This window comes from Phytobacter ursingii (assembly GCF_001022135.1).
GTDB lineage: Bacteria > Pseudomonadota > Gammaproteobacteria > Enterobacterales > Enterobacteriaceae > Phytobacter > Phytobacter ursingii.
The window spans coordinates 310859-335689 of sequence record NZ_CP011602.1 but is presented as its reverse complement, the minus strand read 5'-3'; the positions used below and the strand labels follow the sequence as shown (position 1 = coordinate 335689).

23 protein-coding genes and 5 tRNA genes are annotated in these 24831 nt (G+C 53.1%); 6 read left to right on the top strand and 22 right to left on the bottom strand.

The window, feature by feature from the left end; all coding sequences use genetic code 11:
• Window positions 1-10: 10 nt before the first annotated feature.
• The 3 genes from emrB (at window position 11) to AB182_RS05025 (ending at window position 3666) form a co-directional block, all read left to right on the top strand.
• A complete protein-coding gene (emrB, locus tag AB182_RS05035; RefSeq protein WP_047369146.1) occupies window positions 11-1549 on the top strand; it encodes a multidrug efflux MFS transporter permease subunit EmrB in 1539 nt (512 codons plus the stop codon).
• A gap of 297 nt (window positions 1550-1846) precedes the next feature.
• Window positions 1847-2554 carry an RNA ligase family protein gene (locus AB182_RS05030; RefSeq protein ID WP_047369145.1) on the top strand — a complete coding sequence of 236 codons (708 nt, stop codon included), beginning with the start codon at window positions 1847-1849 and terminating at the stop codon, window positions 2552-2554.
• Window positions 2551-3666 carry an AAA family ATPase gene (locus tag AB182_RS05025; protein WP_047369144.1) on the top strand — a complete coding sequence of 372 codons (1116 nt, stop codon included), beginning with the start codon at window positions 2551-2553 and terminating at the stop codon, window positions 3664-3666. Before AB182_RS05030 ends, AB182_RS05025 begins: the two co-directional genes overlap by 4 nt.
• Window positions 3667-3703: 37 nt before the next feature.
• Here the strand turns inward: AB182_RS05025 and AB182_RS05020 are convergent, their stop codons facing one another.
• Together AB182_RS05020 and AB182_RS05015 are read right to left on the bottom strand one after the other, a co-directional pair.
• Window positions 3704-5371 carry an FKBP-type peptidyl-prolyl cis-trans isomerase N-terminal domain-containing protein gene (locus AB182_RS05020; RefSeq protein ID WP_082137008.1) on the bottom strand — a complete coding sequence of 556 codons (1668 nt, stop codon included), beginning with the start codon at window positions 5369-5371 and terminating at the stop codon, window positions 3704-3706.
• Window positions 5368-5703, bottom strand: a complete 336-nt coding sequence (locus AB182_RS05015; protein ID WP_223883576.1) for a hypothetical protein — start codon at window positions 5701-5703, stop codon at window positions 5368-5370. The genes AB182_RS05020 and AB182_RS05015 overlap by 4 nt, the downstream gene beginning before the upstream one ends.
• Before the next feature lie 432 nt (window positions 5704-6135).
• On the opposite strand from AB182_RS05015, the gene leuA reads away from it, so the two are divergent.
• The gene (gene leuA / locus AB182_RS05010; protein WP_047369142.1) at window positions 6136-7785 is read left to right on the top strand and encodes a 2-isopropylmalate synthase; all 1650 of its coding nucleotides are present in this window, start codon (window positions 6136-6138) and stop codon (window positions 7783-7785) included.
• A 2-nt stretch (window positions 7786-7787) separates the two neighbouring features.
• Here the strand turns inward: leuA and AB182_RS05005 are convergent, their stop codons facing one another.
• The 20 genes from AB182_RS05005 to mltB form a co-directional block, all read right to left on the bottom strand.
• The gene (locus AB182_RS05005) at window positions 7788-8561 is read right to left on the bottom strand and encodes an AraC family transcriptional regulator (protein ID WP_047369141.1); all 774 of its coding nucleotides are present in this window, start codon (window positions 8559-8561) and stop codon (window positions 7788-7790) included.
• Between the two features lie 52 nt (window positions 8562-8613).
• On the bottom strand, window positions 8614-9129 hold the full coding sequence (gene luxS, locus AB182_RS05000; RefSeq protein WP_039077615.1) for an S-ribosylhomocysteine lyase: 516 nt from the start codon (window positions 9127-9129) through the stop codon (window positions 8614-8616).
• Window positions 9130-9281: 152 nt separating this feature from the next.
• Window positions 9282-10826, bottom strand: coding sequence for a glutamate--cysteine ligase (gene gshA / locus AB182_RS04995; protein ID WP_047369140.1), 1545 nt, complete (start codon window positions 10824-10826; stop codon window positions 9282-9284).
• Window positions 10827-10906: 80 nt separating this feature from the next.
• Window positions 10907-11335 carry a YqaA family protein gene (locus AB182_RS04990; RefSeq protein WP_047369139.1) on the bottom strand — a complete coding sequence of 143 codons (429 nt, stop codon included), beginning with the start codon at window positions 11333-11335 and terminating at the stop codon, window positions 10907-10909.
• Window positions 11332-11898: a fructose-1-phosphate/6-phosphogluconate phosphatase gene (gene yqaB / locus AB182_RS04985; RefSeq protein WP_047373183.1), complete on the bottom strand. Its 567-nt coding sequence runs from the start codon at window positions 11896-11898 to the stop codon at window positions 11332-11334. The genes AB182_RS04990 and yqaB overlap by 4 nt, the downstream gene beginning before the upstream one ends.
• Before the next feature lie 116 nt (window positions 11899-12014).
• Window positions 12015-12329 (bottom strand): BON domain-containing protein, encoded by a 315-nt coding sequence (locus AB182_RS04980; RefSeq protein WP_047369138.1) that lies wholly within the window; start codon window positions 12327-12329, stop codon window positions 12015-12017.
• Between the two features lie 269 nt (window positions 12330-12598).
• A tRNA-Arg gene (locus tag AB182_RS04975) sits at window positions 12599-12675 on the bottom strand.
• A gap of 185 nt (window positions 12676-12860) precedes the next feature.
• Window positions 12861-12937 (bottom strand) — tRNA-Arg (locus tag AB182_RS04970).
• 185 nt (window positions 12938-13122) lie between these two features.
• Window positions 13123-13199 (bottom strand) — tRNA-Arg (locus AB182_RS04965).
• A gap of 63 nt (window positions 13200-13262) precedes the next feature.
• Window positions 13263-13339: transfer RNA gene (locus tag AB182_RS04960), tRNA-Arg, on the bottom strand.
• A 3-nt stretch (window positions 13340-13342) separates the two neighbouring features.
• A tRNA-Ser gene (locus AB182_RS04955) sits at window positions 13343-13435 on the bottom strand.
• A 322-nt stretch (window positions 13436-13757) separates the two neighbouring features.
• On the bottom strand, window positions 13758-13943 hold the full coding sequence (csrA, locus tag AB182_RS04950; protein ID WP_000906486.1) for a carbon storage regulator CsrA: 186 nt from the start codon (window positions 13941-13943) through the stop codon (window positions 13758-13760).
• 243 nt (window positions 13944-14186) lie between these two features.
• Complete coding sequence (alaS, locus tag AB182_RS04945; RefSeq protein WP_047369137.1) at window positions 14187-16814, bottom strand: alanine--tRNA ligase; 2628 nt, start codon at window positions 16812-16814, stop codon at window positions 14187-14189.
• A 129-nt stretch (window positions 16815-16943) separates the two neighbouring features.
• The gene (recX, locus tag AB182_RS04940; protein WP_047369136.1) at window positions 16944-17444 is read right to left on the bottom strand and encodes a recombination regulator RecX; all 501 of its coding nucleotides are present in this window, start codon (window positions 17442-17444) and stop codon (window positions 16944-16946) included.
• 69 nt (window positions 17445-17513) lie between these two features.
• Window positions 17514-18578 (bottom strand): recombinase RecA, encoded by a 1065-nt coding sequence (gene recA, locus AB182_RS04935; RefSeq protein WP_039077622.1) that lies wholly within the window; start codon window positions 18576-18578, stop codon window positions 17514-17516.
• Window positions 18579-18667: 89 nt separating this feature from the next.
• Window positions 18668-19165: a nicotinamide-nucleotide amidase gene (gene pncC, locus AB182_RS04930; protein WP_047369135.1), complete on the bottom strand. Its 498-nt coding sequence runs from the start codon at window positions 19163-19165 to the stop codon at window positions 18668-18670.
• Window positions 19166-19289: 124 nt separating this feature from the next.
• Window positions 19290-20168 (bottom strand): metal ABC transporter substrate-binding protein, encoded by an 879-nt coding sequence (locus AB182_RS04925; protein WP_047369134.1) that lies wholly within the window; start codon window positions 20166-20168, stop codon window positions 19290-19292.
• A complete protein-coding gene (locus AB182_RS04920) occupies window positions 20168-21031 on the bottom strand; it encodes a metal ABC transporter permease (protein ID WP_047369133.1) in 864 nt (287 codons plus the stop codon). Before AB182_RS04920 ends, AB182_RS04925 begins: the two co-directional genes overlap by 1 nt.
• Window positions 21028-21705 carry a metal ABC transporter ATP-binding protein gene (locus AB182_RS04915; RefSeq protein ID WP_047369132.1) on the bottom strand — a complete coding sequence of 226 codons (678 nt, stop codon included), beginning with the start codon at window positions 21703-21705 and terminating at the stop codon, window positions 21028-21030. The genes AB182_RS04920 and AB182_RS04915 overlap by 4 nt, the downstream gene beginning before the upstream one ends.
• A 227-nt stretch (window positions 21706-21932) precedes the next feature.
• The gene (gene mltB / locus AB182_RS04910; protein ID WP_047369131.1) at window positions 21933-23030 is read right to left on the bottom strand and encodes a lytic murein transglycosylase B; all 1098 of its coding nucleotides are present in this window, start codon (window positions 23028-23030) and stop codon (window positions 21933-21935) included.
• 268 nt (window positions 23031-23298) lie between these two features.
• Here mltB and srlA point away from each other — a divergent pair, with 268 nt between their 5' ends.
• Both srlA and srlE read left to right on the top strand, forming a co-directional pair.
• Window positions 23299-23862: a PTS glucitol/sorbitol transporter subunit IIC gene (gene srlA, locus AB182_RS04905; RefSeq protein ID WP_047369130.1), complete on the top strand. Its 564-nt coding sequence runs from the start codon at window positions 23299-23301 to the stop codon at window positions 23860-23862.
• A complete protein-coding gene (srlE, locus tag AB182_RS04900) occupies window positions 23859-24830 on the top strand; it encodes a PTS glucitol/sorbitol transporter subunit IIB (protein WP_047369129.1) in 972 nt (323 codons plus the stop codon). Before srlA ends, srlE begins: the two co-directional genes overlap by 4 nt.
• The last annotated feature ends 1 nt before the right edge of the window (window position 24831 follow it).

Here is a 24831-nt window from a genome sequence, read left to right as displayed (position 1 = left end):
GGTACGCGTAATGCAACAGAGAAAACCGCTGGAAGGGGCGCAACTGGTCATTATGACTATTGCGCTGTCGCTGGCGACCTTCATGCAGGTGCTGGACTCCACCATCGCTAACGTCGCGATCCCCACGATTGCCGGTAACCTTGGCTCCTCCCTGAGCCAGGGGACGTGGGTTATCACCTCTTTCGGGGTAGCAAACGCCATATCGATTCCGATAACCGGCTGGCTGGCGAAACGGGTGGGCGAGGTCAAACTGTTCCTCTGGTCCACCGTTGCTTTTGCTATCGCCTCCTGGGCGTGCGGTGTTTCCAGTAGCCTCAGCATGCTGATCTTCTTCCGCGTCATTCAGGGGATTGTCGCCGGGCCGTTGATTCCACTCTCACAGAGCCTGTTGCTGAGTAACTACCCGCCCGCTAAACGTTCGATTGCGCTGGCGTTGTGGTCAATGACGGTGATCGTCGCCCCCATTTGCGGCCCGATCCTCGGCGGTTATATCAGTGATAACTACCACTGGGGTTGGATCTTCTTTATCAACGTCCCTATCGGTGCCCTGGTGGTGCTGCTAACCCTGCAATCGCTGCGTGGTCGTGAAACGCGTACCGAACAACGCCGCATCGACGGTGTGGGGCTGGCGTTATTAATCGTGGGTATCGGTAGCCTGCAGGTGATGCTCGACCAGGGGAAAGAGCTGGACTGGTTCAATTCCCGCGAAATCATCATCCTGACGATTGTCGCCGTGGTATCGATAAGCTTTCTGGTGGTGTGGGAGTTGACGGATGAGAATCCGATAGTCGACCTGTCGCTCTTTAAGTCGCGAAACTTTACCATCGGTTGTTTGTGTATCAGTCTCGCCTATATGCTCTATTTCGGCGCGATCGTGCTGCTGCCGCAACTGTTGCAGGAGGTTTATGGCTACACCGCAACATGGGCGGGACTGGCCTCTGCGCCAGTTGGGGTAATCCCGGTTCTTTTATCGCCGATCATTGGTCGTTTTGCTCATAAGCTCGATATGCGCAGGCTGGTCACATTCAGCTTTATTATGTACGCCGTCTGCTTCTACTGGCGCGCATATACGTTTGAGCCGGGAATGGATTTTGGCGCTTCCGCATGGCCGCAATTTATTCAGGGCTTCGCCGTGGCTTGCTTCTTTATGCCGCTGACGACGATTACGCTGTCCGGCCTGCCGCCAGAGCGCCTGGCTGCGGCGTCGAGCCTGTCGAACTTTACCCGAACGCTGGCGGGCTCCATCGGGACATCGATCACCACCACCATGTGGACTAACCGGGAATCGATGCACCACGCGCAACTGACCGAATCTGTCACCCCCTACAACCCGAACGCGCAGGAGATGTATAACCAGCTGCAGGGGTTAGGGATGTCACAACAGCAGGCATCCGGCTGGATAGCCCAGCAAATCACCAATCAGGGGCTGATTATATCCGCCAATGAGATTTTCTGGATGTCGGCCGGGGTATTTCTGGTCTTGCTGGGCCTGGTGTGGTTTGCCAGACCGCCATTTGGCGCGGGCGGCGGAGGCGGAGGCGCGCACTAAGCGCCGTCTGTTCTGACAGCCAAAATGGCCTGCCTGATTAGGGATCTTCGGATCCCTTTCTTATCCCCCTACGCGCAGATGGTTGTTTTATCATCATAACGCGTGTATCTTTATGCCCGCCCCGAAATCTTCCATTCACCCTAACCGGTTCTGAGCAACGCGCTCAGGTTGTTTATCCCTCTGACGTCGTCCACCCCTTTTGCGGGTGATTTTTATCCTCACATTTTTAACCCACTCAACCTGGCATTCGCACGCCGCGCGGGCGAACAATAATTACACAAAAAATAATGGATTATCATGAATTCACAACGAAAATACGGGAGAACCTGGCACTATCCTTTCTCCCCTGGCACCACCAGCGATGACCGCATCAATGCCAGTTACTGGCGAGATATGCAGTCGATCGCGTCGCTGATCCATACGGAAAAGCTGGACGGTGAGAATAACTGCCTGAACCGCTACGGCGTTTTTGCGCGCTCTCACGCCACGCCTACCCAGTCCGCATGGACGCATAAAATTCGCCAGCGCTGGCAATTGCTGAAAAACGATCTCGGCGATCTCGAACTCTTTGGCGAGAACCTTTACGCGGTTCACTCCATCGAATATCACGCCCTCGAACAGGACTTTTTTCTGTTCGCCGTCCGCTGTCAGGACATGTGGCTCAGTTGGGAAGAGGTCAAATTTTATGCCGCACTCTTTGATTTTCCCTGCGTTCCAGAGATGAATGGCCCGCAGCCAGGAAACGATGAAAAGGCCTGGCAGCGTGAGTTTCTGGCGCTAACAACCGGCAGTGGCGCATTTGCGCCCTGGGATACCCAGACTGGCAAGCCCTGTACGCTGGAAGGCGTGGTCAGCCGTAACAGTGAGGAATTTCCAGTTGATGAATTTGCGCATAATGTCTTCAAGTTTGTACGCAAAAATCATGTGAAAACCACCGAGCACTGGAAACGCAACTGGCAGCGCGCCCGTATGGCGTATGAGTTCACCGCAGGAGGCACACGATGATCTGGCAGCTAAGCGAAGACAAACGTTGGCCTACTCTACGTCAGCGCTTTAACTGGGTGGAGGAGATGCATCAGGTTCCTCAGGATCCCTTTCACCATGCGGAAGGCAATGTCGGTATCCACACCGAAATGGTCCTTAATGCATTGACGAAAGTGGACGCATACCAGCAACTCCCCCACCAGCAGCAGGAAATCGTGTGGGCCGCGGCGCTACTGCACGATGTCGAAAAGCGCAGTACCACGCATCAGGACGATGAGGGGCGTATCCACTCACCAGGCCATGCTCGCAAAGGTGAACTCACTGCACGGCACATTTTGTGGCGAGATATCCCGACGCCCTTTGCCCTGCGCGAACAGATTGCGGCACTCGTGCGTCTGCACGGCCTCCCCTTATGGCTGCTGGAACGCCCGTCGCCTGAGCGCTTACTGCTGAGTGCTGCGATGCGAATTGACACTCGCCTGCTGGCATTACTCGCGCGTGCTGATATGGAGGGACGTCATTGCGAGGACAAACAGGAGATGCTCGACCGCATTGCTTTGTTTGAACTCTTTTGTCAGGAGCAGCACTGCTGGGGGCAAGCGCGCCCCTTTGTATCCGATATTGCTCGCTGGCACTACCTGACGCATGAGAACAGTCCGGCAGATTTTATCCCCTGGGAAACCGGGCGTTTCGAAGTGACGTTGCTTAGTGCGCTGCCGGGTATGGGAAAAGATCGCTATATCAGCGAACATTGCCAGGGGATGGCCGTCATCAGCCTGGATGATATTCGCAGACAGCTGGGCGTAAGTCCCGCCGATCGCACGGCAACCGGGCAAGTCGTTCAACAGGCGAAAGAGGAAGCCCGCGTGTTACTGCGGCAAAAAATCCCCTTCGTGTGGAATGCCACGAACATCAGCCGACAACTCCGAACTCAGCTTATCAGCCTGTTCACGGCTTATGGGGCGAAGGTAAAAATCGTTTATCTGGAAGTGCCCTGGCCACAATGGAAAGCGCAAAATGCCAGTCGGCAGCATGCCGTACCGGAAGAGGTGATTCTGAGCATGGCATCAAGGCTGGAAGTTCCTCAGCCCGATGAAGCACATTGCGTTGAATATCGGATAGTAGATGCCTGACCTGTAAGCGCCTCCAGTCAGGAGGCGCTTTTTTGGGTTATTTCACAATACCAAGAATTTCCATGGTTATCTCCGAGGCCACCCCTGGCGGCACGGTGCCGGGTATCCCCTGCTCACCATAGGCAAGTTCAATGGGAACAGTGATCCTGACCTTTCCACCGCTGCCGACGCGCAGCACGCCTTGCTGCATTACTTCCGGAAGCTTGCTTACCCTACCCACTCGGATCTCCCCGCCAGACATTTTCTTTCCGGTACTGATTTTTTCATCAAGTCGGAAACGAATCGTATCGTTTACCGTTAACAGTGGTGTTTTGCCTTTTTTGACAACGAGATAAACCACACCATTTGGGGCCTGCTCAGCCCCTTTGGCTTTGGCAGCGCGTTCAACAAACTGGATGCTCTGTTTTTTATTGCGCTCCCGCTCACGCCCTTGCACTTCGGCTACCTGCTGATCAAAGCGGGTAAGGATGCGGCCAACGTCTTCTTCGCTCAGTTGCATTGTATTGGCGAGTTTATCTTTAAACCCCTGCTGGAAGGCCAGAGGCAAGAATTTGTGCCCTGCGTACTCCAGCGCCTTGAATTCGTGTGGAACTTTTACAGCATAATACGCACCGTAGGCGTAATTTATTTTTGACTCTTCAGACTTGTGTGTTTTCAGCGAATAGGCAGACTGCTTTGCTTTAACCAGTTCAGGGGCAGCGGCATCATGCTCCTTTTGTAACGTGGACAGACTGGCAAGAGCCTGCTTTTTCTCTTCGTCGGCTTTTTTGGTCTGTTGCTCAAGCTCGCCAAGACGCGCGAGCTGCTCTGCAATCTTGTTGTTCGCACTATTCAGTTGTTCCAGCTGTTCGCTGTTTTGTTTACTGCAGTGCGCAAGTTGCGTGGTGAGTGCTTTCTCACTCCCGACCTGCGTAGCCAGTTGTTGTTCCAGCAGCGTTTTCTGACTGGCGGCCTCATTCAGACTCTGCTCGAGCGCGACGGTGCGTGCGGTATTCGCCTGCGCCGCTTTCTCAAGTGTTGCGATATTCTCACTTAGCACTGTGGTTTTCTGATTCGCCGCCGCCAGCTGGGTGCGCAGTTTTTCGGCTTCCGCCCGTTGCGTCGCCACTGTTTTATCACTGTCAGGCTGTTTCGCCAGTTGTTGTTCCAGCAGCGCTTTCTGGCTGACGGCCTCATTGGCAGCCAACTGCAAGCGGGTCATTTGCGTCTGTAATTCTTCTGCCCGCGCAGTCAGTACGCCAACCTGTTTTTCATAGCGACGCGCATTTTCAGCCAGCTGTTTCTCGCTGGCCAACAGTTGCAGGTGCAATTGTTTATTTTCATCTCTGAATGCTTCGGCCTGTTGCGTCGCAACGTCTGGTTGCCGATTTTTGAGTGCCTCATTCTGCTTACGAAGCGCCTGAAGTTCATGCTGTAAGGTACGAAGTTTACGTTTAAGCTGACTGAGTTCTGTTTGTTGCAGAGCACTCTTTTTGACTACAACGGTGCTTTTTGCCTGCGTGACAGGTTCAGGGCGCGTCAACAGGGGAACGGCAGGTATAACGCTGCCTGATTTATCGTCAGCATCGTTAAATAAAATATTCGGTTCGGGAGCCAACAGCCCTTCTCGTTGTAGTCGTTCAATTAATAACGTTGAGTCAGCTTCAGTTATGCCTGAGAATACCGCCCCCAATATCATTACGACAACAGATAATAAGTTTCTCATAATTTATTCAATTCATTTGCACGTTTTGACATATTGGCAAATACGGCGCTGCGTACACGAGCGCAAACAACATCGACTTTATCATTAAGCTCAAGCTTAATGATTTCCGCAGAATTACCCTCTATAAAGCTCTGATTCTTTTTATATATTGCGTAGTTATTATTGATAACACTGAACTGGTGCTGAAACTTTTTAAAGGATGCGTTATCAAGTGATTTTAACGCCGTAAACATTTGATAACACTGCGTCTCTTTCTGTTTTCCCAATGTCAAAGGCAAGGGTTCCGGTGTTTTTGTTCCTGAGCACCCGACCAGCAGCAGTGAGAGTGTCATTATTAGTCCAACGTGCGATGACCGCATAATAGCCTCATACCTGAGCTTAACATTCCCTGTGAATGCATCCGCAATATGAATACATTCATTCCCGATTAATTACCAACCCCAAAATAATAAAAACAAAAACTACCACGAGAGAAAAGAAATAACAATACAAAGAGATGAAGCAGTTGATTAGCCAATAGAGCATCATCAAACAAATCATTCAAAAAAGAAATTTAAAACGGGATGACATTTATTATCAAAATAAAGCAATCACAGAATATAATTAATGCATATTGTAATAAACAAAATATGCGTACAGGTTCCAGCATGTTTACATCGGGCATCGTAGCAACGGTGTCCCTTTCTCACTAGTTTCTGTCCGCGGCGCTAAAGCATTACTTCCTTTCTGCCACCAGGATAATGCACAGACACAAGGAGAAGACCATGCTCAAAAACCCGGCAGAAAAATACCGCCCTTATACACCGATTTCCTTACCCGACCGTCACTGGCCTGAAAAGCAGCAGACCCGTGCGCCACGCTGGCTGTCTACAGATCTGCGCGATGGCAACCAGGCGTTAGCAGAACCGATGGACAGTGAACGTAAGTTGCAGTTCTGGGAATTGCTCCTCGCCTGCGGTTTCAAAGAGATCGAAGTGGCATTTCCATCTGCATCGCAAACCGACTTTAACTTTGTACGTCAGTTGATTGAAGAAAACCGTATTCCGCAGGATGTGACTATTCAGGTATTGACCCAGGCGCGCGAGGATCTGATTCACCGTACCTTCGCATCGCTGCTGGGGGCACGCAGCGCCACCGTTCACCTCTACAATGCAACGGCACCGCTTTTTCGCAAACTGGTGTTTGGCATGGAAAAGGCAGACGTGATCGCTCTTGCCGTACGTTCTACGCGGCTCATTCGCCAGCTCTGTGAACAGCACCCACAAACCCGGTGGCAGTACGAATATTCCCCGGAAACCTTCTGTTTTACCGAGCCGGAATTCGCGCTGGAAATCTGTGAAGCCGTGGCCGATGTATGGGAGCCCTGCGCCGAACGCCCCATGATCATTAATCTGCCCGCGACGGTGGAGGTGAACACACCGAACGTTTACGCCGATCAGATTGAATATTTCTGCCGCCACTTTACCCGTCGTAAGGCGGTGAGCATCAGCGTCCATCCTCACAACGATCGCGGCACTGGCGTGGCAAGTGCCGAGCTGGCCCTGCTGGCGGGAGCCGATCGCGTTGAAGGTTGTCTTTTTGGCAATGGCGAACGTACCGGCAACGTTTGTCTGGTCACGCTGGCGATGAACCTTTATAGCCAGGGTATCTCACCGCAACTCGATTTCAGCAATATGCAGTACGTGGTCGAAACCGTAGAAAATTGTAATCAATTGCCTGTTCACCCTCGTCACCCGTGGGCCGGACGCCTGGCCTATACCGCTTTTTCCGGATCGCATCAGGATGCGATTAAAAAAGGCTTCGATGCCCGCAAGGCTGACGAGCGCTGGGAGATGCCTTATCTGCCCGTCGATCCGCAGGACATTGGTTGTACCTACGAAGCAGTAATTCGCGTAAACAGCCAGTCCGGTAAGAGTGGCAGCGCGTGGCTGATAGAGCAAAATCATGGACTGAAATTGCCCCGCGCGTTACAGCAGGATTTTAGCCAGCATGTACAGCGTGAAACAGACAGCCACGGCAAAGAGATGACGCAAAATGCGCTCTGGCAGCTCTTTCGTCAGCGCTACGGTCTGGTTGCGCAGCCTGCGCTGGCCCTGGTGGATTACAAAAGCGAAAGCCGCCAGGATGGTCAGTTACATTTGCAGGCCACATTGCTGCAAGAAGGAACCCAGCGGAAAATCGAAGCGCTGGGAAATGGCTTATTGTCTGCGGCAGCCGGTGCCTTAAGCCATCTGCTTAAAAAGCCTTTCAGCATTAAGGATTATCACGAACATACGCTCGGAGAACGTAGCGACAGCCGTTCTGTGGCCTACATTCACTGCCTGTATCCGGACGGCAGCGGAAGCTGGGGGGTCGGTATCGATAATGACGTGGCGAGGGCATCTTTACAGGCGTTGCTGAACGCGCTGAGCTAATACTACTCGTTTTCCTGAGCGCGGAAATAATCGCTGGGTGATATCCCCATCACCCGGCGAAACATCGCCGTAAATGCGCTGTGGCTGCCGTATCCCAGATCCAGCGCGACACGTAGCACCGAGTGACCTTGCGCCAGCCTGACCAGCGCTTCCATCAGCTTTGCCCGCCGAACCCACTCGCCATAGGTTAACGCCGTTTGCCGTTGAAAATGACGGTTGAGGGTCTTTTCACTCATGCTCATCAAAGCCGCCGCCTGCGCGCTGCTCCAGGGCTCGGCTATCGACTCGCGAATATGCCGACACAAATTTTTCAGCCCCTCGCTCTCCGGTTCCGGCAAGAAAAAAGGCAACACACGCATGCCGCGGATCTCATCCAGTATCAGTTCATAAACATGCTCATCGCGACTGGCAGGCGCATATTTTTCGGCAAGGGAAAACGAGGCAACAATCAATTCACGCAGCAACGGTGTGATTTGCACAATCTGGCAGGAGGCGGGTAAATCCGCGCGGGCAAGCGGGTCAATAAACAGCGTCCGTGCAGCAACTTTGCCCGTAATGCGAATCGCATGTTGGGTACCGGCAGGTAACCAGACGCCGCGCCCTGGCGGGACGACCCAGCAACCTGATGCAGTGTCCACCCGGACGACGCCACTTAAGATATGCAGCAATTGCGCGCAATCATGCTGATGCCACGGCTCACTTTCTCCGTGTTCATAATCATGGGCAAAGGGGACCAGAGGACGATGGGTAAAAGAGAAGGTTAAGGTAGTCGACATCTCTTAACCTCCTTTGCCCATCCCTCTCCCTGAGGGAGAGGGCGCATACGCACTAGATGTGCAGTTCCTGCAGTTTCTCTTTCGGCAACGCCAGCTCTTCGTTGCTGTTAACACGCACGTCTTTTTCGAGAATATGGCGCGCGATGTCCTGCGCTTCGCTCAGCGAGTGCATCTGATAGGTACCGCACTGATAGACGTTAAGTTCCGGAATCTGGTTCTGGTTCTGAACTTTCAGAACGTCTGCCATTGCCGCTTTCCAGGCATCGGCCACTCTTTGCTCGTCAGGCGTACCGATCAGGCTCATATAAAAGCCAGTACGGCAACCCATCGGGGAGATGTCGATAATCTCCACACCATTCCCATTGAGATGATCACGCATGAAACCCGCGAACAGGTGTTCCAGCGTATGGATGCCTTTTTCCGGCATGACTTCTTTGTTAGGCACGCAGAAACGCAGGTCGAAAACGGTAATGGCGTCGCCATGAGGAGTGTTCATGCTCTTTGCAACACGGACCGCAGGCGCTTCCATACGGGTATGATCGACAGTGAAGCTATCCAACAATGGCATTTAGTCACCTCCGCAGTGATTTTTTTAAAAATAAAATGAACTCTTCATTTAGATGCGAGTCTGAGTATATGAAAGACGCGCATTTGTTATCATCATCCCTGTTTTCAGAGATGAATATTTCGGCCACAGTAATGTGGCCTTTTTCTTTTCTGTCAGGCGTGTCTTGCGACAAGCGCCTCGAATGTTTCCGTATCCGACGCCTCAACCTCTTTCTGGCGTGCCCAGGAAACATCGCACTCTTTTTTGAAATCCTCTTCGCGCAAAATTTCCAGCGGTTCTTCGCGCAACATCGAACGATACTCTTCTGAGAGCGCTTTGCCCGTACCGCCAATGCCTTTATCAAGCATAGAACGCAAAATTCGCGCTGAGAATGTCAGTTCCGGGTTATCAAAACAAGCCAGCAGCTCATCGCAAACCTGTTCATATCCGTTGCCGCCGTACAGCCCATCAAGTGTCTGCGCGACACGTTTAAGGTCACGGAACAGATCTTTGCCGACCTGCGGCAGCGGGAACTGTGCTGCTTCGCAGCCCATTCCCAGCGTCAGGCCCGGTTTACGACCTTCCAGAATGACACGATTCCAGTTTTTACGCGTACAGAGCAGCTCATCGCTGCTCATTTCCGGCGCGTCCGCCAGTACACACCAGACCATAAACAGATCGAGGAAACGAACCTGCTGCTCATCCACGCCAATCGGGGTGAACGGGTTGATGTCCAGCGAACGCACTTCAATATATTCAATTCCGCCGCGCAACAGCGCATCTGACGGCGATTCACCGCTACGCGTTACGCGTTTCGGGCGTATCGGGGCATAAAGTTCGTTTTCAATCTGCAGAATATTGGTATTGATCTGCAGATACTTACCGTCTTTTTTCAGGCCAATCTTCGCGTATTCCTCAGATGGCGTTTTAATCGCGCGTTTCAGGGCCACGACGTAATCAGACAGATTGTTAAAGGTGATGCCCAGGTTGCTTTGCGATTTGTTGGTATAGCCCAGATCACTCAAACGCAGCGAAGTGGCATACGGCAGATAATACATGCCGCCAGGCGTCTTCTCGAAAGGCAGCGTCGACGGTTTACCCTGGAGAAAAGAGGGGCAAATCGCCGGGGACGCGCCAAACAGGTAAGGAATGACCCAACCAAAGCGGTAATAGTTACGAATCAGACGGAAATAACCGTCTGAAACGGATTCTTTGTCGGTTTCCCCGCATTTGGCTTCCCAGAAAGCCATCGGCAGAGAAAAGTTGTAATGCACGCCTGAAATGGTCTGCATCAATGCGCCGTAACGGTTTTTCAACCCTTCGCGGTAGAGCGTTTTCAGGCGGCCAATGTTCGACGAGCCGTACTGCGCCAGTTCGATTTCCTGACCGTTTTCGATATAGCACGGCATGCTCAGCGGCCACATGCGCTCGTCACCAATTTCACGCGCAGTAAAACGGTGGATATCACGCATGATGGTCAGCATATGCTGAATATCACCGTCTACCGGAGTGATAAACTCCAGCAACGCTTCGGCAAAATCTGTCGTAATCCATTTATGGGTCAACGCGGAACCAAGGGCGTGCGGATGACCGGTGGTTGCCAGCGTGCCATCTGCATTGACGCGCAACGTTTCGCGCTCAAGACCACGTTGAATGCCCTTAAGAGCCTGAGGATTTTTTTCCAGCCAGGACAATGCCTGTGATACGTCCGGGATCAAATTGACCTCCCGCCTGTAAAATTCATTTTATTAAGCATAATTGTAATGGTTGACGATTAAAGGTCACTCACTCAGTCCAATTAGTGCCACCACGTCATACCCTGAAGCGTTACGATGGCCAGGAGCACATAGCGTATCGCCTTCCCAAGGCACAAAAAAAATACCACTGGCCCCCAGGAGATGCGCATCCATCCCGCCAGCAGGCACAGCAAATCGCCGATTACAGGCATCCAGCTTAATAACAGTGTGGCTGCGCCATAGCGTCTTAGCCAACCTGTTGCTTTTCCCTGCCAGCGCGATTTTTCACGCAATGGAAAGAAACGCCCAAGAATAACGTTAGTCAGCCCTCCAAGGCTATTACCCATTGTTGCTATTAACACGAGTAGCCACGGCTGACTAAGGCCTGACAGCAGCATAGCAACCAGCACCACCTCAGAGTTGCCTGGAAGCAAGGTAGCGCTAAGAAAACTGCTGGCAAACAATGAAACAAGAGAAAGCGTTTCACTCACAACAGGCGCACATCCACGGCATCCATCCCGGCGGAACGTGCTGCCTGCAGGCCAAAATCCGCATCCTCAAAAACCACGCATTTTTGCGGCGCGACACCCATTTTTTCCGCACAAAGCAAAAAGGTATCAGGCGCAGGTTTATGATTTTTTACATGATCGGCAGCGACCACAGCAGCGAAATAGTGACGCAAACCAAGATGGGATAACAGTGCTTCGGCGATTGCGCTTTCGCTCCCCGTCCCGACCGATAACGGACGGTGGCCATACCACGCTTTGACAACATCAATCAGCGGTAGCGGACGGACGGTATCCAGCAGCATCGCTTTCACCGCTTCTGTTTTTTCACGTGCAAGCGCATAAGGGTCCAGGTCGGCCTGATTCAGTTCAATCACCGACTGGGCGATACGCCAGGTAGGAGAACCGTTCAGCGCGATCATCGCCTGTATATCGTAGCGCAGACCATAATGCTCCAGCACGTCATGCCAGGCTTTACGGTGAGTCGGTTCGGTATCCAGGATGGTGCCATCCATATCGAAAATCAGACCATCGTAACGTTCGTACATCGTGTTCTCATAAAGCGGATAACAAAACGTTACTTTATCGTAAACAAAGATTTTTGTCGCTGTCAGACGCAGAGACAACAAAGACGCCCTGTGGCGCCTTTGTGTTTTGCGAAGGATTATTTGATCCTCAAATCATTTTCAACCACGCGCACCCCAGGAACCCGGCGAGCGACCTCCACGGCGCGCTTCGCGCTTTCAGCAGATGAGACAAAACCACTCAATTGCACACGCCCTTTAAAGGTTTCAACGCTGATTTCCGACGATTTTATGTTTTTATCATTGAATAGCGCGGTTTTGACTTTGGTCGTCACAACGGTGTCGTCTATATAGCCGCCAGTGCTTTCCTTTTTAGATGAGCCCGCACAACCGCTCAGGGTCAGTGCGACAAGTAACATTGCGCAAAACGCAGAAATAGCGTTGAACCCTTTCATGATTTCTCTCCTTGCCTTTGCCTTACTCAATTCACATCGTGATAAGTAGATAAATTATAGAGGAAAGAACAGACTGCCAATAAAAATCCATTACGGAAGGAAAAGGGATCTGCAGAGAAATGGGGATACGAAAAATAAGGAGACAATGAAGAGAGTGCTGTTCTGGAGAAGATGGTGCATCCGGGAGGATGACTCACTTTGCTCGCCCTGGTGCTGGCGATTATTTCGCAGACCATGAAACAACAAGGCTGATGTTATTTTGGAGAAGATGGTGCATCCGGGAGGATTCGAACCTCCGACCGCTCGGTTCGTAGCCGAGTACTCTATCCAGCTGAGCTACGGATGCATTGGGATTTACTGCTAATTCAATGCCGCTTAACAGGCCGCAACACTGATAAAGAGGGTGCATCCAGGAGGATGACTCACTTCGTTCGCCCTGCGGGCCGTTGTTGACGCAACGTTATCTTCCCTGGTGCTGGCGATTATCTCGCAGACCGTGAAACAACGATGCTGATGTTATTTCGGAGAAGATGGTGCATCCAGGAGGATTCGAACCTCCGACCGCTCGGTTCGTAGCCGAGTACTCTATCCAGCTGAGCTATGGATGCATTGAGATTTACTGCTAATTCGGTGCTGCTTAACAGGCCGCAACACTGATTAAGATTGTGCATCCAGGAGGATGACTCACTTCGTTCGCCCTGCGGGCCGTTGCTGACGCAACGTTATCTTCCCTGGTACTGGCGATTAACTCGCAGACCATGAAACAACAATGCTGATGTTATTCCTGAGAAGATGGTGCATCCAGGAGGATTCGAACCTCCGACCGCTCGGTTCGTAGCCGAGTACTCTATCCAGCTGAGCTATGGATGCATCAGAATTTACTGCTTTACTACCGATTCAATGTTGCTCAACACGCCGCAACACTGAGAAAGATGGTGCATCCAGGAGGATTCGAACCTCCGACCGCTCGGTTCGTAGCCGAGTACTCTATCCAGCTGAGCTATGGATGCAAATGGCGGTGAGGCGGGGATTCGAACCCCGGATGCAGCTTTTGACCGCATACTCCCTTAGCAGGGGAGCGCCTTCAGCCTCTCGGCCACCTCACCACACGCCTCTTACGAGTGCTTCGAAGAACTTGTTTCTGCTCATCGTCGCTGCGTGGCGCACATATTACTTTCTGAGACTTATAAGTCAAACAATTTTTCCAGCCCCTGAATCGTTTGCACACTTCGCAGACAATTAGCCGGATAAAAACGCAAAAAGGATGTTTTATCAGCAGAAATTAGATGTTATGCACCTGATGTCAGTGGAGACAAAAACCTGAGAAAGAGGAGCGACAAAAGAGGGAGTAAAATAAAAAGGTAACGCGAACAGGAGAGAATCGGGGAGAGATGTTGCGTCTCGCCGGGGAGGCGAGACGCGGTAATATCAATAACTGGACTGCTGTGATTTTTCAGCCTGGATACGCTGGTAGATTTCTTCACGATGAACAGATACTTCTTTAGGAGCGTTAACGCCAATACGTACCTGGTTACCTTTAACCCCTAAAACAGTCACAGTGACCTCATCCCCAATCATGAGGGTCTCACCAACTCGACGAGTCAGAATCAGCATTCTTTGCTCCTTGAAAGATTAAAAGAGTCGGGTCTCTCTGTATCCCGGCATTCTCCATCATATAACGCCAAAAAGTAAGCGATGACAAACACGTAAAGTGTAAGCAGTCACGGCATCACATTCTGTTAGACGTAAGTTTAGCCGATATACACAACTTCAACCTGACTTTATCGTTTTCAATAGCGTAGTGGCAAGAACGCCATGGCGACAAGGCCATGGCGACTGCTATTCGCTTTGTAATTTTTACAGTTTCGCGCCTACCCAGCCTTTTACGCTGGACATTGCTGCAGGAAGCGCTGCCACGTCCGTGCCGCCAGCTTGCGCCATATCCGGACGCCCGCCGCCTTTACCGCCCACTTGCTGGGCAACCATTCCAACCAGTTCCCCTGCTTTGACGCGATCGGTCACATCCTTAGACACACCCGCAATCAGAGAAACCTTACCTTCTGCCACTGTGGCCAGAACGATTACGGCAGAACCTAATTGGTTCTTGAGATCGTCGACCATGGTACGCAGCATCTTCGGTTCAACACCCTCCAGCACGCTGACAAGGAGTTTAACGCCGTTGATATCCTCAGCCTTCTCGATCAAGCTTGCGCTTTCCTGAGCGGCCTGTTGTTCTTTAAGCTGTTGTATCTCTTTTTCGAGCTGACGGGTACGCTCCAGCGCGGAACGCACTTTGTCACCGAGATTGGCGCTATCGCCTTTCAACAACTGTGCAATATCATGCAACTGGTCGCTTTGCGCATGCAATGCCGCAATTGCGCCTTCGCCGGTCACGGCTTCAATACGACGGACGCCCGCAGCAGTGCCTGACTCAGACACAATACGGAACAAGCCGATATCGCCCGTACGTGACGCGTGAGTGCCACCACACAGTTCAGTGGAGAAATCACCCATGCGCAGAACACGCACGCGGTCATCATATTTCTCACCAAACAGCGCCATTGCGCCAGATGCTTTTGCCGCGTCAATATCCATGATGTTGGTTTCGACAGGCAGGTTACGACGAATTTGCGCGTTCACCAGATCTTCTACCGCACGGATTTCAGACGGCTTCATCGCTTCAAAATGTGAGAAGTCGAAACGCAGTGCCTTATCGTTAACCAGTGAGCCTTTCTGCGCCACATGCGTACCCAACACTTCGCGCAACGCGGCATGCATCAGGTGTGTCGCAGAGTGGTTCAGACGAATACGTAAACGACGGGCCTCATCCACCTCAGCTTTAACGCCGTCGCCCACTTTCAGCGAACCTGCGGTAACGCGACCCAGATGACCAATGGCCTGGCCATATTTCTGCGTGTCGTTGACGGTGAAGGTAAAGCCATTGCCTTTCAATTCGCCTTTGTCACCCACCTGACCACCGGATTCGGCATAGAATGGGGTCTGATCCAGAATCACGACGGCTTCCTGGCCGGCGTTAACCGCATCAACGGCTTTACCATCAACAAACAGCGCGGTCACTTTGCCGGTCAGTTCCAGATGGTCATAGCCTTTAAATTCTGAGCTGCCGTCGACGCGGATCATCGCATTATAGTCAGCGCCAAAACCGCTGGATTCACGCGCACGACGACGCTGTTCTTCCATTGCGGCTTCAAAGCCTTTTTCGTCAACTTTCAGATTACGCTCGCGGCATACGTCGGCCGTCAGGTCCACCGGGAAACCATAGGTATCGTACAGGCGGAAAGCGGTTTCGCCGTCCAGCGTGTCGCCTTTGAGTTTCGCCAGTTCTTCGTCCAGCAGCGCCAGACCACGCTCCAGCGTACGGGCAAACTGTTCTTCTTCGGTTTTCAGAACTTGCTCAACCTGCGTTTGCTGGCGTTTCAGTTCTTCACCAGCAGATCCCATTACGTCGAGCAGCGGACCAACCAGTTTGTAGAAGAACGTATCCTTCGCGCCCAGCATGTTGCCGTGACGGATTGCACGACGAATGATACGACGTAGCACATAGCCACGGTTTTCATTCGAGGGGATTACGCCATCAGCAATCAGGAAGGCACAGGAACGAATATGATCCGCGATCACACGCAGGGATTTGTTACTCAAATCGGTTGCGCCGGTCACCTCAGCTACCGCTTTGATAAGTTTGCTGAACAGATCGATTTCGTAGTTGGAATTCACATGTTGCAGCACAGCGGTGATACGTTCGAGACCCATGCCCGTATCAACGGACGGTTTCGGCAGCGGCTCCATGGTACCGTCAGCCTGACGGTTGAACTGCATAAAGACGATGTTCCAGATCTCAATGTAACGGTCACCGTCTTCTTCCGGGCTTCCCGGAGGGCCACCCCAGATGTGGTCGCCGTGGTCGTAGAAAATCTCGGTGCAAGGGCCGCATGGACCGGTATCGCCCATCTGCCAGAAGTTATCGGAAGCATAAGGCGCGCCTTTGTTGTCTCCGATACGGATAATACGCTCGCGCGGAATTCCGACTTCTTTTTCCCAGATTTCGTAGGCTTCGTCGTCGGTCTCGTATACCGTCACCCACAGACGTTCTTTCGGCAGTTTGAACCAGTTATCACCGGTCAACAGCTCCCATGCGTACTGGATAGCATCGTGTTTGAAGTAGTCGCCGAAGCTGAAGTTGCCCAGCATTTCGAAGAAGGTATGGTGACGCGCGGTGTAACCGACGTTTTCCAGGTCGTTGTGTTTACCACCCGCACGCACGCAGCGCTGCGCGGTAGTTGCACGGGAATAATTACGCTTGTCGAGCCCAAGGAAGACATCCTTGAACTGGTTCATCCCGGCGTTAGTAAACAGCAGAGTCGGGTCGTTATTCGGCACAAGGGAGCTGCTCGCAACTACCTGATGGCCCTTGCTATGGAAAAAATCGAGAAACGCCTGACGGATCTCAGCGGTGCTCTTGCTCATAATTATCCTGAAATCAAGCTAACGAAATGTCGTAACGGATTACTGCCCTTTGACAGACAGCAACCCGCTACTGGAAAAAGTGGGAATAAGATAAGTTTTCTTTACTGCGAAGTAAAATCCCGTATGCGGTCAACCGGCAAAATTTCGCCAGATTTCCTGAATATCTTCCAGTAAATAACCGCGATAGAGTAAAAAGCGTTGCACTTTTACTTTTTCCGCAAAGGCCACGGGTAGCGGCTCGCCGAATTTACGCTGCGCCTGTTCCCGGGCAAGTTCGCACCAGTCGATATCGCATTCTCGCATCGCGCTTTCGCTGACATCCCGCGTCAGCCCTTTCTGGCCCATCTCCTGGCGGATACGTGCTGGGCCATAGCCTTTGCGACTGCGGCTGGCAATGAACTGACGGGCAAAGCGCGCATCGTCGAGGTAGTTATTTTCCATGCACCAGGCAATAACTTTGTCGACATCTTCCGGCGTGGCGTCCGTTTTTTCCAGACCATTTTTGCCCATGACAGGGGCGGTAAGTTTTCTGCGAAGTTCCTGTTCCGCATGATCACGCATAGCCAAAATGCGTAAGGCGCGGTCAAGCAAGCGGGCACAGGCAGAGCGTCGGGGCGTGTTGTCAGACATGGTTAAATCCTGGCAGACTCTGAAAAACAAAAGGGCTGCATCCGCAGCCCTTGATTGTCATTCAGATTATCAGAAATCTTCGTTGGTTTCTTCGACACCTTCACCGCTGTCGTCCACCGAGAAATCGGCACCGGAAGAAGGATTGCTGAGCAGGATCTCACGCACTTTCTTCTCGATTTCTTTCGCCGTTGCCGGGTTTTCTTTCAGCCAGTTTGTCGCATTCGCTTTACCCTGACCGATTTTCTCGCCGTTGTAGCTGTACCAGGCACCCGCCTTTTCAATCAGCTTCTCTTTCACGCCCAGGTCAACCAGTTCGCCGTAGAAGTTGATACCTTCGCCGTAGAGGATCTGGAACTCAGCCTGTTTGAACGGTGCAGCGATTTTGTTTTTCACCACTTTCACACGGGTTTCGCTACCCACCACGTTGTCGCCCTCTTTCACCGCGCCAACGCGACGAATGTCCAGACGAACAGAAGCGTAGAATTTCAGCGCGTTACCACCGGTGGTGGTTTCCGGGTTACCGAACATCACACCAATTTTCATACGGATCTGGTTGATAAAGATCAGCAGCGTGTTGGACTGTTTAAGGTTACCCGCCAGTTTACGCATCGCCTGGCTCATCATACGTGCCGCGAGGCCCATGTGAGAGTCGCCGATTTCGCCTTCGATTTCTGCTTTCGGTGTCAGCGCCGCAACGGAGTCGACAACGATAACGTCAACGGCACCAGAGCGGGCCAGCGCATCACAGATTTCCAGCGCCTGCTCACCGGTATCCGGCTGAGAACACAGCAGGTTATCGATATCCACACCCAGCTTGCGTGCATATACAGGGTCCAACGCATGTTCGGCATCGATAAACGCACAGGTTTTGCCTTCACGCTGCGCTGCGGCGATAACCTGCAGGGTCAGCGTCGTTTTACCGGAGGATTCTGGCCCATAAATTTCAACAATACGGCCCATTGGCAGACCGCCCGCACCCAGTGCGATATCCAGCGAAAGTGAACCGGTGGAGATCGTTTCGACATCCATAGAACGGTCTTCACCCAGACGCATGATGGAGCCTTTACCGAATTGCTTTTCGATCTGACCCAGTGCTGCCGCAAGCGCCTTTTGTTTGTTTTCGTCGATAGCCATTATTACTCCTGTCATGCAAGGTGAAGCGACTATGCTCCGCCGTGAATTTCTGTTCTGTTGTCGCAATTATACTGTATAGTCATACAGTATCAAGTGTTTTGTAGAAAATGTTGCCACAGTGTTTGCAACGCATACACCGTCGCCCGACGACGCACCGCTTCGCGGTCGCCATCGAAGCGCTCGCGACGGGTAATCCCCTGCCCGCTTACGCTGGCAAAACCAAACCACACGGTGCCGACAGGCTTGCTGTCGCTGCCCCCGTCAGGCCCGGCAATGCCGCTTATAGAAATGGCGAAATCCGCCCGTGCAGCTTTTAGCGCGCCAATTGCCATCTCCACCACTACAGGTTCACTCACTGCACCCTGTGCTGCGAGCGTTTCTGCCTTAACGCCAATCATCTGCGACTTGGCCTCATTACTGTAGGTGACAAAGCCACGCTCAAACCAGGCGGAACTCCCGGCGATATCGGTAATGGCTTTTGCCACCCAACCGCCCGTACAGGACTCCGCCGTGGTGACGGTTGCGCCGCGTGCCTTGAGCGCCAGCCCCACACGCTCACTCAGTTCCCTTAATTCGCTGTCAGTCATAGTGACCCCTGTCGTGCAAAAACCGTGGCGGAAAAGATACCACTTTCAGGATAAAGGTGGGGATGCGGTGACGAATTTACGAGGAGGCTTCAGAAAAAAGCCAGCTTACGCTGGCTTAGCGCGGTTATTTCATGCTGTTGGCGATAGTTTCAACGTTATGGCGAAACGCTTTGACGTAGGAGTCCGCCACGCCGCCTTTTTTGCTCAGAGCCTCAGGATAGAGTTCCCCGCCAGGCTGTGCACCGGTCGCGCTGGCAATCTGTTTGACCAGGCGCGGATCAAGCTGGTTTTCCATAAACCAGGTATGTACGCCGTCGGCTTTGATCTGCTTAATCAACTCAGCCACCTGCTGCGCACTGGCTTCACTTTCCGAAGAGATACCCTGCGGCGCCAGGAAGGTCACGCCGTATGCGCGGCCAAAGTAACCAAAGGCGTCATGGCTGGTCAGCACTTTGCGTTTCTCTTGCGGTACCGCGTCAAACTGGGTTTTCGCCCAGCTATCCATCTGCTGTACCTGGTCAATATAACGCTGTCCGGTGGCTTTCAGCGCCGCTTCATCCTGCGGGTCGGCTTTGACATAGGCCGCCAGGATATTTTTCGCATAGCGCGCGCCGTTAGCCGCACTGTTCCAGGCATGCGGGTCAGTCACGGTTTTGCCGTCTTCTTCGAGCGTGTGCGTTGAAACGCCCTCAGAAGCGACAACGACCACGCCTTTGAAACCTGATGCTTTGACCAGTCGATCCAGCCAACCTTCCAGCCCCAGACCATTGACCACCACCACATCGGCCTTATTGAGCAGTGCGCTGTCTTTGGCGCTCGGCTCGAAGGTGTGCGGATCACCATCCGGCCCGACCAGCGTGGTGACTTTCACGTGATCGCCCCCTGTTTTGGCGGCGATATCCCCCAGTACCGAGAAACTGGCGACCACGTTCAATGTTTTCGCCATTACATTTTGCGTCATCAGCCCAAGCGCTAATGCCAGAACCACACCTGCCTTTTTCATTATGTCTCCTTGCCTGGTTTTTGTGCGCGTAACGTGCTGCGCACCCCGAATAAGATGGAAAAAATAAAAACGACGCTCGCGGTCAGGACGATAGACGGCCCCGCCGGCAACCCTGCCATCCACGAAAGACTCAGACCAAACCATGCGCACAACGCACCGCTAACGCCTGCAAATAACAGCAGGCCAGGTAATGTCCTCGCCCAGCAGCGTGCCGCTACCGCCGGTAAAATCATCACCCCCACCGCCATTAATGTGCCCAGCACCTGAAACCCGGCGACGAGGTTTAGCACCAGCAGTGCCAGAAACAGGCTGTGGAACAGGGCGGGAAGCCGCGGTGCGTTTATCTGCAAAAAACGGCTGTCGAAGGCCTCGCTCACCAGCCCGCGATAAAACAGCGCCAGGCAGAGCAGCGTCAGGCTGGCAACGCCCGCGACAAACAGCGCCGCGTCCCGATCGACCGCCAGCACCGAGCCAAACAGTAAATGCAGCAGATCAACGCTTGAGCCGCGCAGCGACACCAGCGTCACGCCCAGCGCTAATGAGGCGAGATACAAACCGGCAAAGCTGGCATCTTCTTTCAATGGCGTACGTCGGCTGATAATCCCGGCCACCAGCGCCACGATAATCCCGGCGAAAAACCCCCCCAGACTCATGGCCAGTAATGACATGCCGTTGAGGAGATAACCTGTCGCCACGCCAGGTAATATCGCGTGTGAGAGTGCATCACCCATCAGGCTCATTCGCCGCAGTTGCAGAAATACGCCAAGCGCCGTGGTGCTGACGGATAACGCCAGGCACACCACCAGCGCGCGACGCATAAAACCAAACTCAATAAACGGCTGGAAAAAGAGATGCCATATCATGCCAGGCACGCTCCGTTGTTCTGCATTGAGGTCAATGCGGTTGCTCCCCAATGGGCGCTTTCCGTGTCCAGGCGTAGCGTCTGGGGGAAGTAGCGTTTGACGCGTTCGCTGTCGTGCAACACGGCGAGAATGGTTTGCCCCTGCTGATGCATATCGACAATCTGCTCCATAAGCACCTGGCTTGTGACCTCATCAATGCCGGTAAAGGGTTCATCGAGCATGACAAGCGGTGCCTGCTGCAGCCACATGCGGGCAAAGAGCATGCGCTGAAACTGGCCGCCGGAGAGCGCTTCAACGGTGGTTTTGGCCATATTCAACATCCCGACTCGCTCCAGCGCTTCGCAGACATGCGCTCTGGCCTGGCGATTGAGACCACGCAACAGCGAGATACGCGGCCAGGCCCCCATGCTCACCACATCCTGAACCGTAATCGGGAAATGCGGGTCCAGCGTCTGCCGCTGTGCCAGCCAGCTGATCACCGGGCGCGAAGGAGACCAGCGCAGCGTGCCGCTGACCGGCGGCAGTATGCCTGCCAGCGTTTTGAGTAACGTCGATTTACCGCAGCCATTGGCGCCGACAATCGCGGTCATGCTTCCGGCTTCAATCACGCCACACAGAGACGGGGTAATGGCCTGCGAGCCGTAGCCCGCCACCAGATGATCAAGCGCAATCATGCCAGTGCCACCGACCATGCCGTTAGCAACCAAAGCGCAACCAACAGCGCCGTAGCCAGTCCAAGCCGGACCACGCTGGCGCAGGCGAAAAGGGTTAAATCCATCATCACTGAACCTTTAATATGTTATAACATAACAATAATCAGAAGCAGCAATGAAGTAAACGGGAATTTAAGGGGGGAGTGCGTCGAAATGTTTCTGCCCCTCCCACAGGAAGGGGCAGACAATTAGCGAACGCGCGCCAGCGCAACCGCCTGACCAAGCTGCCAGACCGCCATCGCGTAGTGCGTGCTGCTGTTGTAACGGGTGATGGTGTAGAAGTTGGGTAAGCCGTACCAGTACTCATAACTGGTGCCAACATCCAGACGCAACAGGCTGGCCTGTTGATGGTTCCCCAACGGTTGTTGCGGTGTTAAGCCCGCTGACGCCAGTTGCGCCACGCTGTAGTTGGTTTTAAAGCCATTCGCCAGCCCCGGCGCCTGGCCATTCGCTGGCACCGCCACCAGATCGCCTTTCACCCAGCCATGTTCTTTGAAGTAGTTTGCCACGCTGCCGATGGCATCGACCGGGTCCCACAGATTGATATGCCCGTCGCCATTAAAATCAACGGCATACTGTTTGTAAGACGACGGCATAAACTGGCCGTAGCCCATCGCACCGGCGAACGAACCTTTCAAATCGAGCGGATCATCACTTTCATCTCGCGCCATCAGCAGGAACGTTTCCAGTTCGCTGGAGAAATACGCGGCGCGACGTGGATAGTCGAAGGAGAGCGTCGCCAGCGCATCAAGGATACGCGTTTTGCCCATCACGCGGCCCCATCGGGTTTCGACGCCGATAATGCCTACGATAATTTCCGGCGGTACACCGTACACCATCCATGCGCGATTCAGCGCGTCTTCATATTGGTTCCAGAACGCCACGCCGTTTTGCACGTTATCCGGGGTGATGAACTGGCTGCGATAACGCAGCCATGCGCCATTCGGTCCAACCGGTGCCGGGCCGGTTGGTGCCTGCCTGTCCATCAGGCGCAGCACGTAATCGAGTCGCTTCGCCTGAGAGAGAATTTCGTGTAACTGCTGACGATCAAAGCCGTGCTTGCTCACCATCTCATTGATGAACTGCTCCGCCGCCGGGTTATTGGCGAAGTCACCGCCCATCGCCATCACATTATGTTGCGGTTTGAGCAGGAAACCGCCAGAGGGTTCTGCGGGCTGACCGGTTATCACACCGTCGGTGGATGCTGCGGTTTGATGAGGTTTGCTGCTGCAGGCGGCAAGTAAAACGAGCGCAGGGAGGAGCGCTGCGTAACGACGCTTAAACATGGGACATCCATTTAACGATTCATTCAACCAGGAGGAATTATGGTAAAGCATGCGGGCTTCCACAAGGAAGCGGCTTCCATGTTTCTTCTCTCTCCTCTTATCTGAAATGCCGCGTTTTTCTTCACCTCTCATCTTTTACCTGCCAAAAACTTTCACAATGATCATTTTATCTTTCATATTGAGATCTAAATAACACTTTTTAACCTTTCATAGTGATTATTATAAGTCTCAGTTTTGCAACAACGAGAAAACCCTACAGGAGAGAACAATGATCGAAACCATTACTCATGGTGCCGAATGGTTCATCGGGCTGTTTCAGAAAGGCGGGGTTGTGTTTACCGGAATGGTGACCGGTATTCTGCCGCTGCTGATAAGTCTGCTGGTTATCATGAACGCACTGATCAATTTCATTGGTCAGCATCGTATTGAACGGTTGGCGCAGCGCTGCGCCGGCAACCCGGTAACCCGTTATCTGTTGCTACCGTGCGTGGGCACATTTGTTTTCTGTAACCCCATGACCCTGAGTCTTGGGCGTTTTATGCCGGAACGTTACAAACCCAGTTATTACGCGGCCGCGTCTTACAGTTGCCACTCAATGAATGGCCTCTTCCCCCACATTAACCCCGGCGAGTTGTTCGTCTATTTAGGCATTGCCAATGGCCTGACCACCCTCGGCCTGCCGCTGGGGCCGCTTGCCGTCAGTTACCTGCTGGTAGGCCTGGTCACCAACTTCTTCCGTGGCTGGATTACCGATCTGACGACCGCGATTTTCGAGAAAAAAATGGGCATTGAGCTTGAACAGAAAGTACAACTGGCAGGAGCGACATCATGAGCCGCATTGTGATTGAAAAAGGGACCGGCGGCTGGGGTGGCCCACTGGCACTCGATCCCTCCATGAACAAAAAAATAGTCTACATCACGGCTGGGACGCGTCCGGCGATCGTCGACAAACTGGCACAAATGACCAGCTGGGAAGCGGTTGACGGCTTTAAAGAAGGGGAACCTGCCGAAGCAGAAATCGGCGTGGCCGTCATCGACTGCGGCGGTACATTACGCTGCGGCATTTACCCGAAACGGCGTATTCCCACCATCAATATCCATGCCACCGGCAAGTCCGGACCGCTGGCGCAGTACATCCTGGAAGATATCTATGTCTCTGGCGTAAGAGAAGAAAATATCTACTGGCAGGACGGCGAACTCACCGGGAAACCGGCGCAACGCGAAACAAGCGCCCGCCATTACGACAGTAGCAAAAAAATCACCGAACAGAGCGATGGCCTGCTGGCCAAAGTCGGCATGGGCATGGGCTCTGCCGTCGCCGTACTCTTCCAGGCCGGACGCGACACCATCGATACGGTGCTGAAAACCATCCTGCCGTTTATGGCGTTCGTCTCGGCGCTTATCGGGATCATTATGGCGTCCGGTTTGGGGGACTGGATAGCCCACGGCCTGGCACCCCTTGCCAGCCATCCGTTAGGGCTGGTGACGCTGGCGCTGATTTGTTCTTTCCCTCTGCTGTCGCCGTTCCTCGGCCCAGGGGCCGTCATTGCCCAGGTGATCGGCGTATTGATTGGCGTGCAAATTGGCCAGGGAAATATCCCGCCACACCTTGCCCTGCCAGCCCTGTTCGCCATTAACGCCCAGGCGGCATGTGATTTTATCCCCGTTGGGCTGTCACTGGCAGAAGCACGCCAGGACACCGTGCGCGTCGGTGTGCCGTCCGTACTGGTTAGCCGCTTCTTGACCGGTGCGCCAACGGTGCTTATCGCCTGGTTTGTCTCAGGCTTTATTTATCAATAAG